Below are 17,498 nucleotides of genomic sequence, written 5' to 3' on the forward strand. Positions count from 1 at the left end.
AATGATTGTTAGTCATCGCATCAAACGACTTGCGATTAGAAATGATGCAATTGAATGATCAAATCGATGAAAACCAATAATCAAAAATAAAGGAGAAGATGAATAATGACAAATATGACTTTGCAAGTAGAGGGAATGAGTTGCGGGCACTGCGTAAATTCGATCGAAGGCGCGCTGAAAGCGATCGGTGTCGTTGGGAAAGTCAATCTTACGAAAAATACGGTGGATGTATCCTTTGACGAGAATCAAGTTGATCTTGAGGCAGTAAAAGAAGCGATCGAAGAGCAAGGCTACGACGTTGAGTGAGTAAACAACGAAATAAAGGAGTGAAAGGCTGATGGCAATGGAAGCTACTGCAACGAACGATAACAAGCAGGTGACTTTTCAAATTACCGGCATGACTTGCGCCGCATGCGCAAATCGAATCGAAAAGGGATTGAATAAACTGGATGGCGTTTCCTCCGCGAATGTAAATTTTGCTCTTGAGAAAGCCAGCGTGACTTATGATTCGAAAGTTGTAGGCATAGATAAACTGGAGGAAAGCATTAGTAAATTGGGATACGGTACGGCAAAAGAAGCCGTTGATTTTCAGATAGAAGGCATGACATGCGCCGCATGCGCGAACCGGATTGAGAAAGGGCTTAACAAGCTCCCGGGAGTAACGAATGCAACAGTCAATTTTGCAATGGAAACCGCACGGGTTGAATATTCCCCAAGTGAAATCTCCATAGCCGATATGCAAAATAAGGTGCAACAGTTAGGTTATAAAGCAAATACGAAGCAAGAGAACGAAAATAAGGGCGACCATCGCCAAAAAGAAATCCGGCATCAAAAACGAATTTTGCTTCTATCCGCTATTCTCTCGCTCCCGCTATTGTGGAGCATGGTCGGACATTTTTCGTTCACTTCATGGATCTACACACCGGACCTATTCATGAATCCATGGTTTCAGCTTATTTTGGCCGCGCCCGTTCAATTTTATGTCGGAAGACAATTTTATGTAGGTGCTTATAAGGCGCTTCGCAACGGCAGTGCAAATATGGATGTGCTTGTATCGCTTGGGACATCGGCTGCTTTTTTCTACAGTTTGTATCTCACAATCGATTGGCTCTTCAAAGGCGCCTCCGCGCATCACGGGCCATCTCTGTATTATGAAACGAGCGCCGTGCTCATCACGCTCGTTATAATGGGCAAATTGTTCGAGTCGCTCGCCAAAGGGCGGACTTCGGAGGCCATTAAATCATTGATGGGACTTCAAGCGAAAACAGCATTGGTCATTCGCGAAGGTCAAGAGCTCACCATTCCGGTTGATGAAGTTCTCGCAGGGGATAACGTGATTGTGAAGCCGGGGGAGAAAATACCGGTAGATGGTGAGGTTGTGGAAGGAACCTCGTCGGTAGATGAATCCATGTTAACCGGAGAAAGTATTCCGGTCGAGAAAAAATCCGGCGACGCCGTCATCGGTGCGACGATCAATAAAAACGGAAGGCTTAGAATACAAGCGACGAAAGTCGGAAAGGAAACCGCGCTTGCGCAGATTATCAAGGTCGTCGAGGAAGCGCAAGGATCCAAAGCGCCCATCCAACGGGTGGCGGACGTCATTTCAGGCATTTTCGTACCGATAGTCGTCGGCATCGCCATCGCTGCTTTCTTGGTCTGGTTCTTCTTCGTTACCCCGGGCGATGTTGCGGAAGCGTTGGAGAAAGCGATCGCGATTCTGGTCATTGCCTGCCCATGCGCGCTTGGTCTGGCAACTCCGACCTCTATTATGGCGGGATCCGGCCGTGCAGCCGAGCTGGGCGTATTGTTCAAAGGCGGCGAGCATCTTGAACAGACGCATAAGATTGACGCTATTATTTTAGATAAAACAGGTACAGTCACCAAAGGAAAGCCAGAATTGACGGATGTATTGACGAACACCGACGAGCAAGAGTTTCTGAGGCTTGTGGGCGCTGCGGAGAAAAACTCGGAGCATCCGCTTGCGGAAGCGATTGTTGCGGGCATCCTTGAAAGAAGTATAACTCTCCCAGGCACTGAAGCGTTCGAAGCCATCCCTGGATTCGGCATTAAAGCGATCGTGGAAGGCAAGGAATTGCTAATCGGTACGCGCCGGTTAATGGAGAAGTTCGATGTGGATGCAAGGCTTGCTTACGATACGATGTCACGACTCGAAGAGACTGGCAAGACAGCGATGCTTGTCGCGGTAGATAATCGTTACGCAGGGATTGTTGCCGTAGCGGATACGGTGAAAGAAACATCGAAGGCTGCAATTACCCGGCTGAAGGAAATGGGCATACAGGTTATTATGATCACAGGCGATAACGCACGTACGGCAAAAGCCATTGCAGAGCAAGTCGGCATCGAGCAAGTGCTGGCGGAAGTTCTTCCGGAAGGCAAAGCGGAGGAAGTGAAGAAACTGCAGGCAAGCGGCAAAAAAGTGGCAATGGTCGGGGACGGCATTAACGATGCGCCCGCTCTGGCTACGGCAGATGTAGGGATGGCGATCGGCACGGGCACCGATGTGGCGATGGAGGCAGCCGACGTGACGCTGATGCGCGGCGATCTTTCGAGCATTCCGGACGCGATCTATATGAGCCGCAAGACGATGAGCAACATTAAGCAAAATTTATTTTGGGCGCTGGGCTATAACACGCTTGGCATTCCGATCGCCGCGATTGGCCTGCTAGCGCCATGGGTTGCGGGCGCGGCAATGGCATTAAGCTCGGTTTCCGTCGTCCTTAACGCACTCCGCTTGCAGCGTGTCCGTGTACGTCAATAAAACTTTTAATAATGGAATGGAGAATTCGAATGAAAAAGAAAAAGTTGACCCTCCTTATCTCAATCATCCTAATCCTTGGTTTGTTGGCAGCTTGCGGCAATGCTTCAGGAGGGAATGATTCTGCTGCAGGGCATGATGGCCACGGCGGGCAGAATGCAACCGACGATAAAGAGAACAGTAACAACGGTCATAGCGGGCATGGCGATAACGCACAGACGACGGAAAGCAGCAATCTCGAAGCCTCCTTTAATTTTGTCTCCGGCGGTGCTAAAGCCAATGAGGATACGGAATTAGCGATTCAGATTACCGGCGATGACGGAAAACCGATTAACGACTACGAGGTCAATCATGAGAAGTTGCTTCATTTGATCATTGTTAATCATGATTTATCGTTCTTTAATCATATCCATCCGGAATTTCAGGGAGAGGGCAAGTTTACGGTAGAAACTTCTTTTCCTGCGGGCGGGGAATATAAGGTGTTTGCAGATTTTATCCCTTCTGGCGGAGCCAATTTGACGCTTAGCGATTGGGTAGAAGTAGAAGGCAAGGAAGGGGAGCATGCGGATATTACACCCGACACGAACCTGATCCAAGAGGTAAGCGGCAAAGAGATAGAGCTTGCTTTGAGCGGTATGAAGCCGAAAGAAGAAATAACGCTCTCCTTTACTATTCGCGATTCCGTAACGAAAGAAGGAATTAGCAACCTGGAGCCATACCTTGGTGCAGTAGGTCATGTCGTTATACTGTCGGCCGATGCGGAAAGTTATCTCCATGTTCATCCGCTTGATGAGAAAGCCACTGGTCCCGTTGCGGAATTTGCGACCACTTTCCCTCAAAGCGGCACATATAAAATATGGGGACAATTTCAGCATAATGGAGAAGTCATAACCGTCCCGTTCGTAGTTGAAATCAAATAAACAATAAACCGAATATACGATAAATAGGGAGGTACCCGGACATGGGAGAGAAAACGAAGATTGCTGTTGCCCCTGAAATTCAAGTTGGCGGCAGTTTATTTTCTCCGGAGCAACTTGCCAAAATCGGGACGATTTTAGGTGCGGATGCCAAGATTGAAATGACTCCTTTTAAGCAACTTTATGTAGAGGTTCCGTTTGACAGGCGCGATGCCATTGTAGAACAATTCAAGCTCGTCGGTCTTGAAGTTTACCCGCCGGGTTCTACAACAAAAAGTTTGATTGCCTGCCATTTTTGCAAAGGAGCGGAAGAGGCGGGATTGGATACGGCACGAATATTAAATAAAGCCATTGCAGGCATTGAAACGCCCACTCCGCTTAAGATTGGCTATGCCGGATGTGCGCTGGGGACTAGCGAACCTCTTCTAAAAGACATTGGTGTTGTAAAAATGAGGAATACGTTCGATATTTACGTCGGAGGAGAACCTAAAGGCTTAAAAACGTCAATAGCCAAACTGCTGCTTACGGGGTTAACAGAGGATAGGCTGGTGCCGGTTATAAAAACTCTTATTGATTTCTATAAGGAAAATGCAAAAGGAAAAGAAAAATTCAACAAATTCATCGATCGAATAACGCTTGATCATTTAAAGCAAATTGCTGGGTAATCGGAAGAATTTGAAGGAGTGGTAACCTTGGCTGGACAATTGCGAATTTATACGATACCGACATGCAGTGATTGTACCTATGCGAAACGATATTTTAATGAGAATCAGATCCCCTTTACCGAATACAATTGCGAAGACGACGAAGCTTATCCAAGAGAAGTGTGGGAATTAACGGGGAAACAAATCGTCCCGACTATCGTCATTAACGATAAAGTATTTGTTGGATTTACTGAAAATCTAAAAGAAATTAGCGAATTACTGGTTTAATAATATGATTAATTAAAAGCTCACTTTGTAGTGAGTTTTTTTCTTGTTCTTGTATGCAAATGCGATGGTATGGGTGGGATCTTCATGGAGACTGAATCTATATGGAAGCCGTATGAGAAACTCCCGATTTCCAAATGATATACCCATCTGTTGAGATGGGGGTTTGAGGCGTGGAGAAGGGACAACAACAAAGCGGCGATCAACTCGTAAGGGGACTTAAGGCGCGCCATATGACAATGATTGCGATCGGTGGCTCCATCGGCACGGGATTGTTTCTCGCGAGCGGCGGCGCGATTCATTCGGCAGGTCCGGGAGGAGCGCTCGTTGCTTATGGGGCAATCGGCCTCATGGTTTATTTTCTAATGACGAGCCTTGGAGAGATGGCCGCTTATATGCCGGTACCGGGGTCCTTCAGCACGTATGCCGGAAGATTCGTGGATCCTGCTCTCGGTTACACCTTGGGATGGAATTATTGGTTCAACTGGGCGATTACGATAGCGGCGGAGATCGCGGCGGCGAATCTCATCGTGAAATATTGGCTGCCGAACTCCTCTACGCTGCTGTGGAGCATCATCTTCTTGGGCGTGATGGCGGGCATCAACTATTTGTCCGTGCGGGCATACGGAATATTGGTTCTCGTTCTTGAAAGTAGCGACCGTCATCCTCTTTATCCTAGTCGGGTTGCTCATGATCGTTGGCATCATGGGCGGACATCAAGGCGGCATCCGTTGGATGAACGAAGGGGAGACGGCGTTTCCCGGCGGGTTCTTGGCCATATTCGGCGTATTCATGGCAGCGGGCTTCTCCTTCCAGGGCACAGAGCTGATCGGGATTGCGGCGGGAGAGAGCGAAGATCCCGCGCGAAGCGTGCCGAAGGCGATCAAACAAATCTTTTGGCGCATTCTCATCTTCTACATTCTGGCGCTCTTCATCGTCGGCGCCATCATCTCGCACAAGGACCCGCTGTTGCTTCAGTCCGGTGTCGAGAATATCGCCGTTAGCCCGTTCACGATCGTGTTCGAGCGTGCGGGCTTCGCATTTGCGGCATCGCTTATGAATGCGATTATACTGACTTCCGTGCTCTCCGCCGGAACATCGGGCATGTATGCATCTACCCGAATGTTGTGGGTGCTCGCCAAGGAAGGGAAAGCGCCAATTTGGCTGAATACATTGAACAAACGGGGCATTCCGATCGCGGCGCTCCTTGTGACGTCCGCCGTGGGCATGATCGCTTTCCTCGCTTCCTTGTTCGGCGAAGGGGCCGTCTATACATGGCTTCTTAATGCGTCCGGCATGTCCGGATTCCTCGCCTGGATCGGCATCGCCATGAGCCACTACCGATTTCGGAGGGCGTTCGCCGCGCAAGGACGGAGTTTAGACGAGCTCCCCTACCGGGCGTTATGGTACCCGTTCGGACCAATCTTCGCGTTCCTTATCTGCTTAATCGTCATGGTCGGTCAGGGCTATGCGCAATTTCTAGGCGGCGACATAGACTGGAGAGGGGTTATCGCCACTTATATCGGCCTCCCCTTGTTTCTGCTGATCTACCTCGGCTACAAGTGGAAGTACCGGACGACGCTCGTTCCGCTTCGCGAGTGCCGGCTGGACAAGGTGGATTAGAGTTGAAACTATTCCACGATAATTTTCCGCAAATACAAACTTCCCTTGGTTCTTATGGCGAAAATATCGAATAATGGCTTATGCACCAAAACTATTTCTTGGAATAAATAGGAACGGTACGTTAATATAAAAGTGACAGATTTAGTCATTTTTCAATCGTATCCGGGAGCGTGTTGTTCATGTTGGGTGGTCGGTTAAGCACGAAGCTAGCCTACAGTTCGGGAAATTTGTCGGTAAATTTAATTGCGCAGGCGTTCGCGACTTACATCGTGTTTTATTACGTGGACGTGCTTGGCGTGAAGCCTGGTCTCATAAGCGCCGCGATGGTCGGGCATGGGATCGTGAATGCGATTCTGAATCCTTTGTTCGGTCACCTGTCGGATCGGACGACGTCGCGCTGGGGAAGGCGCGTTCCGTATATGCTGTTCGGCATGGTACCGCTGGCCGCCGCATTCACCGCGATATGGTTTCCCGTAGGCGAGGGAATGGCGTTATTCTGGTATTTCGTCATTATCGTTCTGGTGTACGATATCTTGTTCGTTATGGTTGTGCTCAACTACTCTTCTCTGTTTCCGGAGATGTTCACAACAATGAGGGAACGCGCCAGCGTATCCGCTTCGCGCCAGATGCTCGGCATCGTAGGCATGATAATCGGCGTTGCCCTGCCGCCGCTTCTGTACGGCGACTTGGGCTGGGGCCCGATGGGCGCTATCTTCGCAGGCGTCGCTCTTTTGTTCCTCATTATCATGGTGTCGACAAGCAAAGAGAAGACCACCGTGGAGCGGGAGAAGCTTAGCTTTAAGCAATCGCTGAAATATACGTTTACAAACAAAGCATTCGTTATGTTCGTCATTGCGAGTTTCCTTGTACAGTTTACATTTGCGATGCTTCCCGCTATCATTCCGTTTTTCACGAAATACGTGCTTAACGCATCCGACGACAGCAATACGATCCTGCTCGGCGCTATATTCGCAGCCGCCATACCTTGCGTGTTCCTGTGGAGCAAGCTGGTCACCCGATGGGGGCTGCGCAAGACGGCGATGGTCGCCGTCGCTTGTTACGCGGCTTCCATGATTCCTTTCGCTTTCGTCTCCAGCGTGCTCGCAGCCGCTATTGCCGCCGCCGTAATCGGAATCGGGCTTGCCGGACTGCTCGTTCTGCTTGATATGCTGCTATCGGAAGTCATTGACGAGGACGAGAAGCGGACGAAGGTGCGCCGAGAGGGCATGTACTTCGGCATGAACGGCTTCATTGTCAGATGGGGCGTATCGCTGCAGGCAGTCGTGCTTGGCGTTATATTGGAGACGACGGGGTATGTGAAGGATGCCGTGCAGACGGAAACCGCCGTATGGGGCATCCGCTCGATGCTGAGCTTCATTCCGCTAGGAGCGCTGTTGCTGGCGTTCGTATTCTTCTATCTGTACCCGATTCGCGGTTCGGAACGGAAATCATCTATCGATCTATAGAAAGCGTGGTTATGGAAAGAATGGCAAGTACGTATGAATGGGTCAAAAAGAATAGGTTGATCCTTGTTCTGTTCGCTATCGGCGCGCTTGCGCGCTTGCTCTATGCCGGTGCAATACCGGCCGGTTTCAATCAGGATGAGGCGTCGATCGGCTATGACGCTTACGCCATCCTTCATTACGGTATCGATCGTAACGGCATCCATCTGCCGATTCATCTAATCGCGTGGGGCAGCGGGCAGAACGCCTTATATGCGTACTTGTCGATGCCTTTCATTTTGCTGTTTGGCTTGAACGAAGTATCCGTTCGTGCGGTTAATATCGTATTCGGACTTGTCGGCATGATTGCCTTCTACATGATCGCGAAGCAGCTGTTCAAGCAGAAGGAAGCAGCCGGTACGGCAATGTTCCTTATCGCGATTTGTCCGTGGCATATGATGATGTCGAGATGGGCGCTGGAGTCGAACCTGTTTCCGACGCTGGTGCTGCTTGCGGTGTTGTTCCTGTTCAAATCGATCCATCAACCGCGATGGTTCACGTTGTTCGCGATTACGATCGCGATATCGTTGTACGCTTACGGTACGGCCTATTTCTTCGTTCCGGTGTTCGTGCTCGGGGTCCTGATCTTGTTCATTGCTCGGAAAAAAATAAAGCTTCGTACTCTTCTGTTGAATATAGGCATCATGGTCGTGCTGGGGCTGCCGATTCTGCTGTTTCTCTTGATAAACCGGCTAGGAAAGGGGACGATTGAAACGTGGCTGTTCTCGATTCCGAAGCTGACCGTTCCGAGGGTGGAGCAGGTGTCGAGCGTCTTCCAAGGAAATGCGCTGCAAAATGCGATCCGGCATCTTGACCAGCTCATACAGGTGCTTGTTAATCAGAGCGACGGGTTGCTATGGAATGCCATTCCCCCCTACGGTTATATGTATCCGATCGCGCTTCCGCTTATGGTTGTCGGGCTCTATGCCGTTTGCGTGAAGATTGGCAGCGGCTTGCGCACCGAGCAAGCGATTATCGCCATATGGGGAATAACGGCTGTGCTGATGTCGCTTATAACGGATATTAACATTAACCGAATCAACATTGTCTTTTTCCCGCTTGTGCTGCTTACGGTAGCCGGGCTTATGTGGCTGAAAGGGCAAATCAAGCATGCGCTCCCGGTCGCGCTAGCGGCATTTGCGGTATTTTTCGTTATGTTCTGCGGCAATTATTTCGTCGACTATCCCAAAAAAGCCGGTCAGATGTTCTATGAATCGTTCGGCGATGCGGTGCGGTATGCGTCTGATCAGACGGATGGAACGATCTATGTAACGAATAACGTCAATATGCCGTATATTTACGTCCTCTTCTACGAGCGGATCGATCCGCATACGTTCCTGGATACGGTTGACTACAGCAATCCGGGAGCACCGTTCCAATTCGTCAGTTCCTTCGGACGTTATGAGTTTGGCTTGCCTGCCGCATTGGAACCGGGCGGGGAGGCCGTTTATATTTTGTCCGAAGGAGATCCGCTTCCGAGTGACCTAAGCGGCTACCAGGTGAAAGAGTTCATGCACTATACCGTCGTTAGCAAGGCGTCCCGTTAACGTAGTAGCTGTCCTCGCGGTAAGCGATGAACACGACTTCGACCTCTGCAGCGCCAAGCTTTTGCATCGATTGCGTGACGGCAATTGCGAAGTCGTTTCTTGTCTGCAGTCCCCGGTCGAACCAGCCTACTTCGACGAACACGAACATCGATCCGTCAGTCGGGTCGCCATATACGCTTGTCTCATTCAGGCAAGATATCGTGAAGTTGTCGGTGCCGCAATCGCATATATCGGCTAACGTCTCGGCAAGCGGGGCGCTGACGGCGCGCAGTCGATCGGCGGTTACGCCGCGGAATAATAAATGTGGCAAGCAAATAGCCTCCTAGAGTGGTAATATGGCAGGACGGAGAAATCCCTCCTGCTTACAGACTGCATGTTCATGCAGTCTGTTTCATTTTTTATCCGGCGGAGAATCGGTCTGAAAAGGCTTCAAGAACAGCTTCGGAATTTCAGTCTCGAACCGAAGCAGCTCGCCGGTAGTCGGATGATGGAATGCGAGCACGCGGGCGTGCAGGCCAAGCCGCCCGATAGCCTTCGAATGAGCGCCGTACTTTTTGTCGCCGACGACGGGATGTCCGATTTCCTCCATGTGAACGCGAATCTGATTTTTGCGGCCGGTCTCCAGATGTACCTCAAGCAAGGAGAAGTTTCTGTCCGACCGGATGACTTTATAGTGAGTGACGGCATGCTGGCCGTCATTCGGATATTTGCTGGAATACATCTTAAGGGTCTTGCTCTCCTTGAGCCAGGACGAGATCGTTCCTTGCTCCTGCTTGACCGCTCCTTCGACTAACGCCACGTACATACGCTCCTGAACGGTTTCCTGCCAGTTGTTCTGAAGCTGCTGCTGGACCGCTTCGCTTCTTGCGAACAGCATAAGCCCCGAGGTGTCCCGATCGAGCCGATGCACGATGAAGATCCGGTTCTTCGGATTGTAGGCGCGCACGTACGCCATTAATTGACGATAGGCGGTTACCTCGTTCTCCGCTCCTGAAGTAGAGGACACAGACAGCAAACCTGCCTGTTTATGAATGACGATGATATCGTCGTCCTCATGCACGATCTTCATGCCTTCCAGCGGCGGCGCTTCTACGATCCGCTCTTTGTTCAGCGTGACCGTGCTGCCCGGCCGAAGCGGGAAATTATAGGCGGTGTTCGGCTTGCCGTCTACGGAAATCTGACCATGCGCGAGCATCGATTTGATTTTGTTCCGTCCAGCGCCGGCGATATGTTTAATGAGAAAAGGAAGCAGCTCCATAGGCTCGTCCACGTCGTAGGCCTTCTGCTTCTCCTTGGCGTTATCCTTTACCTTGCTCCGCTGCTCTTTCTGATTGTGATTCTGCTTCTGCTTCTGTTTCTGTTGCTCAGGGCGACTTCTCCCCTTATTCATGCTCACGACCTCCTAGCTTCAATGCACCTACTATACCATGATTGGCCGTTGCAATTCTAATGATTCATCCGAAAAGGGGAAGGCTGCGCGAGCCTGTCTATGAAAGCTATTTTCATAGACAAAGCAATCATAGGGATGGTACCATAATTCAATAGGACGTTAGTTGTTATTAAAGGAAAAAGTTGGGAGAATGAACGAGTGAACAACAAACTTGCAACAATGGTGTTAACCCCGCTGCTCGCCGCAGGTCTTCTGCTTGCTCCGCTGCCTGCGCTTAGCGGCGCGACGGTCGAAGCAGCAGCTGCACCGGCTGCCGTCGCGGCAACGAAGTCGCCGCTCGTCTATGTGGACGGCAAGAAACTGACGCTGTCGGCATCCGCATTCGCGCAGAACGGCGTTACGTTCGTGCCGATGCGCAATATTTTTGGCGCGTTGCATGCATCGGTAACTTGGGAGCCGAAGACGCAGACGATTATCGGGCGCAAAAGCAATATAACGATAACGTTGACGGTAGGCCAGAAAACAGCGCTTATTAACGGCAAGGCAGTAAAGCTAGACGCAGCGCCGATCGTCAAAGGCGGAGTAACGTTCGTTCCTGTTCGCTTCATCTCGCAATCGCTTGGGGCGACGGTGAAATGGGATAGCGCAGCCAATACGATACGAATCACATCGCCGGAAGAGGCGGAGCGTCTGGCTTACGAGAAGTGGCTGGAACAGCAAGCCAACATTCCGAAGCTGTCAACGAAGCAAATCGTAGACAAATACGACCAGAGCGTCGTTCTTATTTCTACCAATGTCGCGCAAGGCAGCGGCGTTGTAATTGGCGATAACCTTATTCTGACGAATTATCACGTTATCGTCGACGCCACCTCGGCAACCGCGATGATGGTGAATGGGGAGGCTCTGAACATCGTTGGCGTCGTTCATTATGATAAGACGGATGACCTCGCTATTGTCAAAACGGAGGAATCTATCGGGGTGCCTGCCGTTGAAATCGGTTATGGCATGAACACGGATAAGGGCAGTAAGGTCGTAGCGATCGGAAGTCCTTTAGGCTTCCAGAATACGGTGTCGGAAGGCGTCATCAGCAACATCATCTATCAAGAAGGCGTTCGTTATTTGCAAATTAGCGCTCCGATCGACCATGGCAGCTCCGGAGGCGCGCTCTTCGGCGACACGGGCGAATTGATCGGCATTACATCCGGCGGCATGGAGAACACGACTGCCCACTTGAATGTTGCCGTATCGGTTATGCATGCGGCCATGCTATTTGAGGGAGTAAGCGAGCAGATGATCAAGGATGCGAAGTTCCTTCCTCCGTCGTTGCCGGATACGCTTGCTGGAGCTCCTTTCACGGAAGTGAAGAAGCTCATGGAAGAGCAATTCGGAAGCGTGCAGCTGAAGGCGGAGACGGCGACGTTTACGAATTGGGAAGTGAAGCGTGACGGTGAAGGCTGGTACGTCATATCGGCTGATATCGATCCGCTGTTCTACATGTACTACGGACCGGCATCGGCAGACGAGCTCCGCATTTGGGCCGCTAACTTAGGTTACGAGCTCAATCGGATGCTGCCGGACGAGAAAATTCAATTCATCGTTTCCTATGACCGCGTTCTTACCTTCGAGCCCCGCGGCTACGAGGAGAACGAGGTTACGCCGGCAGGCGAGGGCAAGTGGCGCTTGCGGTTCCCGGTCATCGATATGCAAGTGAAGGATCAACTGGTTATTGACGTTAAGCAATAATACGAATCTTACGATGGCGCTTCGTCCGCATGATGCGGAAGGGGCGCCTCTTCTTTTTTGACCCGAATTTCTGTACAATAGGAAGCAGTCTCATATTAAGCGCTAAGTCAGAGAGGTATAAAGCTATGAAAGTCGTCTTAACGACGTTGAACGCGAAGTTCATTCACACCTCGCTTGCGCTGCGGTGCCTGAAGGCATACAGCGGCGAGCGGTTCGATATGGATATAGCAGAGTATACGATCAAGGATCCGGCGATGAACATCGTTTCGGATATTTTCTCGCGCAACCCGGATGTAGTGGGCTTCTCCTGCTATATATGGAATATTGAAGAGACGATTACCGTCATCAACATGCTGCGCAAAATCATGCCCGAAGTCAAAATCGTATTAGGCGGCCCAGAGGTCAGTTATGATATGAATTACTGGATGGACCGCGTGTCCGAGGTTGATTTCATCGTCATCGGCGAAGGCGAAGAGACGTTCGACCAGCTGTTGACCGAGATTGAAGGAGACGGCAAGTACCATATGGTGTTCGGCATTGCCTACCGCAAGCAGCGCGGAGAGGAATCCGAGGTCGTCATCATGCCTCCGCGTCCGAAGCTGAATTTGGCCGAGCTGCCGTCGCCCCATCGATTCAAGGAGGACATTCCGAACCTTGGCAGCCGCGTCGTTTATTTCGAGACGAGCCGGGGCTGCCCGTTCAGCTGCCAGTTCTGTCTCTCGAGTATCGAGGTCGGCGTACGCTACTTCGATATCGAGCGGACGAAGGCCGATATTTTATATTTGATCGATTCCGGCGCCAAGCTGATTAAGTTCGTGGATCGCACGTTCAATATTAAACGCGACTATGCGCTGGAAATGTTCCGATTCCTGATCGAGAACCATCGGGGCTGCGTATTCCAATTCGAGATTACCGCCGACATTATGCGGCCGGAGGTGCTCGACTATTTGGCAGAGCATGCGCCGCCGGGCGTATTCCGCTTCGAGATCGGCGTCCAATCGACGAATGATCCGACCAACGAAGCGGTGCAGAGAAGACAGAACTGGTCGAAGCTCGTCCGCACCGTCACGAAGGTGAAGGATTCGAAGAAGATCGACCAGCATTTGGATTTGATCGCTGGATTGCCGCTCGAGAACTACGATACGTTCCGCGGGACGTTCAACGACGTGTTCGAGCTCCGCCCGGAAGAGCTGCAGCTTGGATTTCTGAAGATGCTGCGCGGTACGGGACTGCGCCTCGACGCAACGAAGTGGGGCTATATCTATATGGATCGGGCTCCGTACGAGATGCTCGGCAACGATCTCATGCCGTTCGGCGATATCGTCCGCATCAAGCGGGTTGAGGATGTGCTGGAGAAATATTGGAACGCGCATCGGATGGACCATACGCTGCTCTATTTGGTCGAACGCGTATTCGACTCGCCGTTCGACTTCTTCCAGCTGTTCGGCGACTATTGGGAGCGCCGCGGCTGGCAGAAGATCGGCCATCAGCTGGAGGATCTGTTCTCGCGGCTATGGGCGTTTCTTGGCTCGCTTGAGGAGACTTCCGCCGGGTCGGAGCTGCAAGCCTCGATGCTCGCGGACGCTCGCGACCGTCTCGATACCGAAGTCGTGCTCGGGCTTATGAAATATGATTTCTTCTTGAATCATAACTATAAGCCGCGCAAGACGTGGTGGGAGTTCACGATGGACAAGTCGGAGTGGAGCGGCTGGATGCGCCGCCTTGTCGAGCGCCCTGCGGACGTATCGCCGGAATTCGCCGCGCTGGGCTTAAGCGAGAAGGAGCTGCACAAGCATGCGGTCATCGAGAAGCTGCCGTACGACCTTGCGGCTTTCCTTGCGAGCGGGGAGATAGACAAGTCGCGGCATACGCTCCTCGTCATGTTGTACGCGCTCGATGCCGGCAGCACGAAGCCGACGCCGCGTCCTCATATGCTGACGATGGAAGCGGGCAGGATGAGCGAGGTTGTTACAAAGTAAGTTCATAGACGGCTTGGCGTCCGAATATGGAGCGGCGCCAGGCTGTTTTCTTTTTCAGACGTTTCCCGTCTTATGAGCATCCTCATAAAATAATGAGGGTAATCTCAGTGTTTACGAACATCCGAACCGATTTGACACAATTTGTGAGGCGAATCTCACTGCCCGTGAAGCTAGGTTCATGGGCAATGAGGTTTGCCTCACTCTTTGATCATACAGCCAAAAAATGCGCAGAAATAAGTGAGGCTAGCTTCATACATAGTGAGTTTTAATTCATTCCGTAATAATGAAAGAACGTTATTCTAAATATAGCGATAATTACGGTTTCTTGAACGAAATAACGAAACGAAATAACCGCTCATCTTTGAATAATAAAAACCTGCCGTGTCTTGGCTGTTGGCCAAGGAGCACGGCAGGTTGGAACGGTCTATAATTGTTAGCTGCTTGGCACAACGCTGCGCAATACCGTCATGCTGCCGGATAGCTCGTAGCTGCCGAGCGTTGCGGGCAGGAGGAAGCATTCGCCCGCTTTAACCGCTAACTCGCCTTCCGCCCACTTCAAGCTGCCTTGACCTTCGGCGATGACAAGGATAACGAAGCTTTGCGCCGAAGTAGCAAGCTGCCATGGCGCTTCGACAATGCCTTTCTCGACGATGAAGTAGGGGGATGTGGCGATGGTCAGCCACTCGCTTGGCGCAGCGCCATCCGTCTTCATCCGCTGGGCGCCGGCGCCCTCGTATGCGATGACGTTAAGCGAGTCTTCGATATGAAGCTCTCGAAGCTGGCCGTCCAGACCTGGACGGTCGTAATCGTATAGACGGTACGTCGTGTCCGAATTTTGCTGAATTTCAGCTACAACGACACCGGAACACAGGGCATGGACCGTGCCTGCCGGAATATAGAAGGCGTCGCCCGCTTCGACGGAAACCTCTTGCAGCGTATCCATAATGCGGCCTTCGGAGATGGCCGCTTCCATGGCTGCGCGGTCGATGCCGTCCTTGAGACCGTAGATGATTTTGGCGCCCGGCTTGGCGTCCAGAATGTACCACATTTCCGTCTTGCCCAGCTCGCCTTGCGGCAGCCCTTCGTATTCATCGGTAGGATGGACTTGAATAGAGAGGTCGTCGTTGCAATCCAACAGCTTGATAAGCAACGGGAAGCGTCCGTTCTTCTCCGAGAAGCCTTGCGAGCCGAACCATTCGCGGCCGTAAGTCTCGCGAATCACATCGAGGCCGGTGCCTGCGAGTTCGCCGTTCATGACTTTAGTCGTTCCATTGGGATGATCGCCGATCATCCAGCCTTCGCCGATCGACCCTTCAGGCAGCGTCAAGCCGAAGCCTTCAAGCGCTCTACCGCCCCAAATGCGTTCTTTCATCTCCGGTTGAAATTGCAGCGGATAAGGTTTTACTGTCATTGTACGTATCTCTCCCATGTTTGAATGATATGTAGATCTGATTGCGGCCTGCAGCAAGCTCGTCCAATGAGCCTCCGTACGTGCAACGCAATCATCGAATTACCTTATCAGTCTGTTATTTGCTTCGGCGCTTCTCCGCAGCAATGAGATAAGGGGCAGCTCCGCGCTGCAACTGACGGTAGATGACCGTCTGCGCCAAAGTTTGCGGAAGCTGGGCGGCCCAATTCTCGACGGCAGCCGCTTCCTCTGCGCCGCCCGGATGACCGGGGTACAGCACGCAGGTGACGATGCCGCCGGGCCGAAGCAGAGATAAGGCCGCATCCAGTGCCTGAATCGTCGAAGCCGGCTCCGTAATAACGGCAAGGTCGTCGCCTCCGGGCAAGTAACCGAGATTGAACATGACGGCTGCAACTTCTCCCGCTGCACCCTGATCAACGACTTCGGTCATGCGTGCATGATTCTCAAGCAACAGCCTCACATCGGGCAGCATTCCGCTCTTCGCAAGCGGGGCGAGCCGCTCGCTTGTGCGGTCCAGCGCCTCTTGCTGAATGTCGAAGGCGTATACGGTGCCTGATCGTCCTACTAGTTCGGCCAGCGCAAGCGTATCGACGCCGCCGCCTGCGGTTGCATCAATGACAATATCTCCGGCAGCGGTGCGCTCGGCGATCCATTTATGCGCCGTGCTCAGCACGGATAAGAAGCCCATGCTAATTCTCCGGCTGCCATAGCTTGCCTTGCCACGTATCGCGGCGGCGCAGCTCGTCATCGATTGCATTCAGCACTTCCCATTTCTTCAGACTCCACATCGGTCCGATCAGCAGATCGCGAGGCGCATCGCCGGTCAGGCGATGAACGATCATCTCCGGAGGGAGGAACTCCAAGCTGTCGACGATCAGCTTTACGTATTCATCCTGCTCCAGGAATCGAAGCAGTCCGGCCTCGTACTGGCGAACCATCGGCGTCTTGCGCATGAGATGGAGCAGGTGAATCTTAATGCCCTGCACATCCATCTTGGCGACGGCGCGTCCCGTATCCAGCATCATCTCATGCGTTTCTTGCGGCAGACCGTAAATAATATGCGCGCATACGCGGATGCCCCGCTCTCTTAATCTGCGCACCGCATCAAGATAGCAGGCGGTATCATGCGCGCGGTTAATCAGCTCGGACGTTGATTCATGGACCGTCTGCAAGCCCATCTCTACCCATAGGTAGGTACGTTCATTCAGCTCTGCCAAATAATCGACGACATCATCCGGCAAGCAGTCCGGCCGTGTCGCGATCGACAAGCCGACAACGCCAGGCTGCTGCAGAATGACTTCATAATATTCGCGCAGCTCCTCGACCGGCGCATACGTGTTCGTATAAGCCTGGAAGTAGCCGATATAATTCGCTTCGGGCCATTTCTGATGCTGGCGGTCGCGGATATTGTTGAATTGGGTGACGAGATCGTCGCGCCTGCTGCCCGCGAAGTCCCCTGATCCGCGCGCGCTGCAGAACGTGCAGCCGCCCTTGGCGATCGATCCGTCGCGGTTCGGGCAAGTGAAGCCGGCGTCGAGCATGACCTTGAACACCTTGCCGCCGAACTGCTCGCGCATTTCGTAGTTCCATGTATGAAATCTTTTGTCGCCCCAGAGCATCGGCTGCTGCGGCGTCGCTTTTAGATCGATCATTTTTTTCCCCT

General features: G+C 51.9%; 14 protein-coding genes and 1 pseudogene. 10 read left to right on the plus strand and 5 right to left on the minus strand.

Annotated elements, in window-relative coordinates:
* The first annotated feature begins 105 nt into the window (after positions 1 to 105).
* From J2T14_RS15540 to J2T14_RS15575, 8 genes and pseudogenes are all read left to right on the plus strand, one after another.
* The gene (locus J2T14_RS15540) at positions 106 to 306 is read left to right on the plus strand and encodes a copper ion binding protein (RefSeq protein ID WP_307472168.1); all 201 of its coding nucleotides are present in this window, start codon (positions 106 to 108) and stop codon (positions 304 to 306) included.
* Between the two features lie 37 nt (positions 307 to 343).
* The gene (locus J2T14_RS15545) at positions 344 to 2,779 is read left to right on the plus strand and encodes a heavy metal translocating P-type ATPase (RefSeq protein ID WP_307472938.1); all 2,436 of its coding nucleotides are present in this window, start codon (positions 344 to 346) and stop codon (positions 2,777 to 2,779) included.
* Between the two features lie 29 nt (positions 2,780 to 2,808).
* Positions 2,809 to 3,696: a hypothetical protein gene (locus tag J2T14_RS15550; protein WP_307472170.1), complete on the plus strand. Its 888-nt coding sequence runs from the start codon at positions 2,809 to 2,811 to the stop codon at positions 3,694 to 3,696.
* A 41-nt stretch (positions 3,697 to 3,737) separates the two neighbouring features.
* A complete protein-coding gene (locus J2T14_RS15555; RefSeq protein WP_307472172.1) occupies positions 3,738 to 4,358 on the plus strand; it encodes a nitrite reductase in 621 nt (206 codons plus the stop codon).
* 27 nt (positions 4,359 to 4,385) lie between these two features.
* Positions 4,386 to 4,625, plus strand: a complete 240-nt coding sequence (locus J2T14_RS15560) for a glutaredoxin family protein (RefSeq protein WP_307472174.1) — start codon at positions 4,386 to 4,388, stop codon at positions 4,623 to 4,625.
* Between the two features lie 230 nt (positions 4,626 to 4,855).
* A pseudogene (locus J2T14_RS15565) lies at positions 4,856 to 6,245 on the plus strand (amino acid permease).
* A gap of 179 nt (positions 6,246 to 6,424) precedes the next feature.
* Positions 6,425 to 7,711: an MFS transporter gene (locus tag J2T14_RS15570; RefSeq protein ID WP_307472176.1), complete on the plus strand. Its 1,287-nt coding sequence runs from the start codon at positions 6,425 to 6,427 to the stop codon at positions 7,709 to 7,711.
* Between the two features lie 11 nt (positions 7,712 to 7,722).
* A complete protein-coding gene (locus tag J2T14_RS15575; RefSeq protein WP_307472178.1) occupies positions 7,723 to 9,294 on the plus strand; it encodes an ArnT family glycosyltransferase in 1,572 nt (523 codons plus the stop codon).
* Here J2T14_RS15575 and J2T14_RS15580 read toward each other — a convergent pair.
* Positions 9,275 to 9,604, minus strand: a complete 330-nt coding sequence (locus J2T14_RS15580) for a DUF1904 family protein (RefSeq protein WP_307472180.1) — start codon at positions 9,602 to 9,604, stop codon at positions 9,275 to 9,277. The two genes, J2T14_RS15575 and J2T14_RS15580, sit on opposite strands and share 20 nt — an antisense overlap.
* 81 nt (positions 9,605 to 9,685) lie before the next feature.
* Positions 9,686 to 10,684: an RluA family pseudouridine synthase gene (locus J2T14_RS15585; RefSeq protein ID WP_373458158.1), complete on the minus strand. Its 999-nt coding sequence runs from the start codon at positions 10,682 to 10,684 to the stop codon at positions 9,686 to 9,688.
* Positions 10,685 to 10,882: 198 nt separating this feature from the next.
* On the opposite strand from J2T14_RS15585, the gene J2T14_RS15590 reads away from it, so the two are divergent.
* A complete protein-coding gene (locus tag J2T14_RS15590; RefSeq protein ID WP_307472183.1) occupies positions 10,883 to 12,427 on the plus strand; it encodes a stalk domain-containing protein in 1,545 nt (514 codons plus the stop codon).
* A 125-nt stretch (positions 12,428 to 12,552) separates the two neighbouring features.
* Positions 12,553 to 14,406 (plus strand): B12-binding domain-containing radical SAM protein, encoded by a 1,854-nt coding sequence (locus J2T14_RS15595; RefSeq protein ID WP_307472184.1) that lies wholly within the window; start codon positions 12,553 to 12,555, stop codon positions 14,404 to 14,406.
* Positions 14,407 to 14,839: 433 nt separating this feature from the next.
* On the opposite strand, the gene manA is transcribed toward J2T14_RS15595, so the two are convergent.
* The 3 genes from manA to J2T14_RS15610 form a co-directional block, all read right to left on the minus strand.
* Positions 14,840 to 15,817: a mannose-6-phosphate isomerase, class I gene (gene manA, locus J2T14_RS15600; RefSeq protein ID WP_307200765.1), complete on the minus strand. Its 978-nt coding sequence runs from the start codon at positions 15,815 to 15,817 to the stop codon at positions 14,840 to 14,842.
* Positions 15,818 to 15,932: 115 nt separating this feature from the next.
* Entirely contained in the window at positions 15,933 to 16,523 is a 591-nt protein-coding gene (locus J2T14_RS15605; protein ID WP_307472185.1) for a class I SAM-dependent methyltransferase, read from the minus strand.
* Between the two features lies 1 nt (position 16,524).
* The gene (locus J2T14_RS15610) at positions 16,525 to 17,487 is read right to left on the minus strand and encodes a TIGR01212 family radical SAM protein (protein ID WP_307200761.1); all 963 of its coding nucleotides are present in this window, start codon (positions 17,485 to 17,487) and stop codon (positions 16,525 to 16,527) included.
* Positions 17,488 to 17,498: the final 11 nt, after the last annotated feature.

The organism is Paenibacillus harenae (assembly GCF_030812415.1).
Classification (GTDB): domain Bacteria; phylum Bacillota; class Bacilli; order Paenibacillales; family Paenibacillaceae; genus Pristimantibacillus; species Pristimantibacillus harenae_A.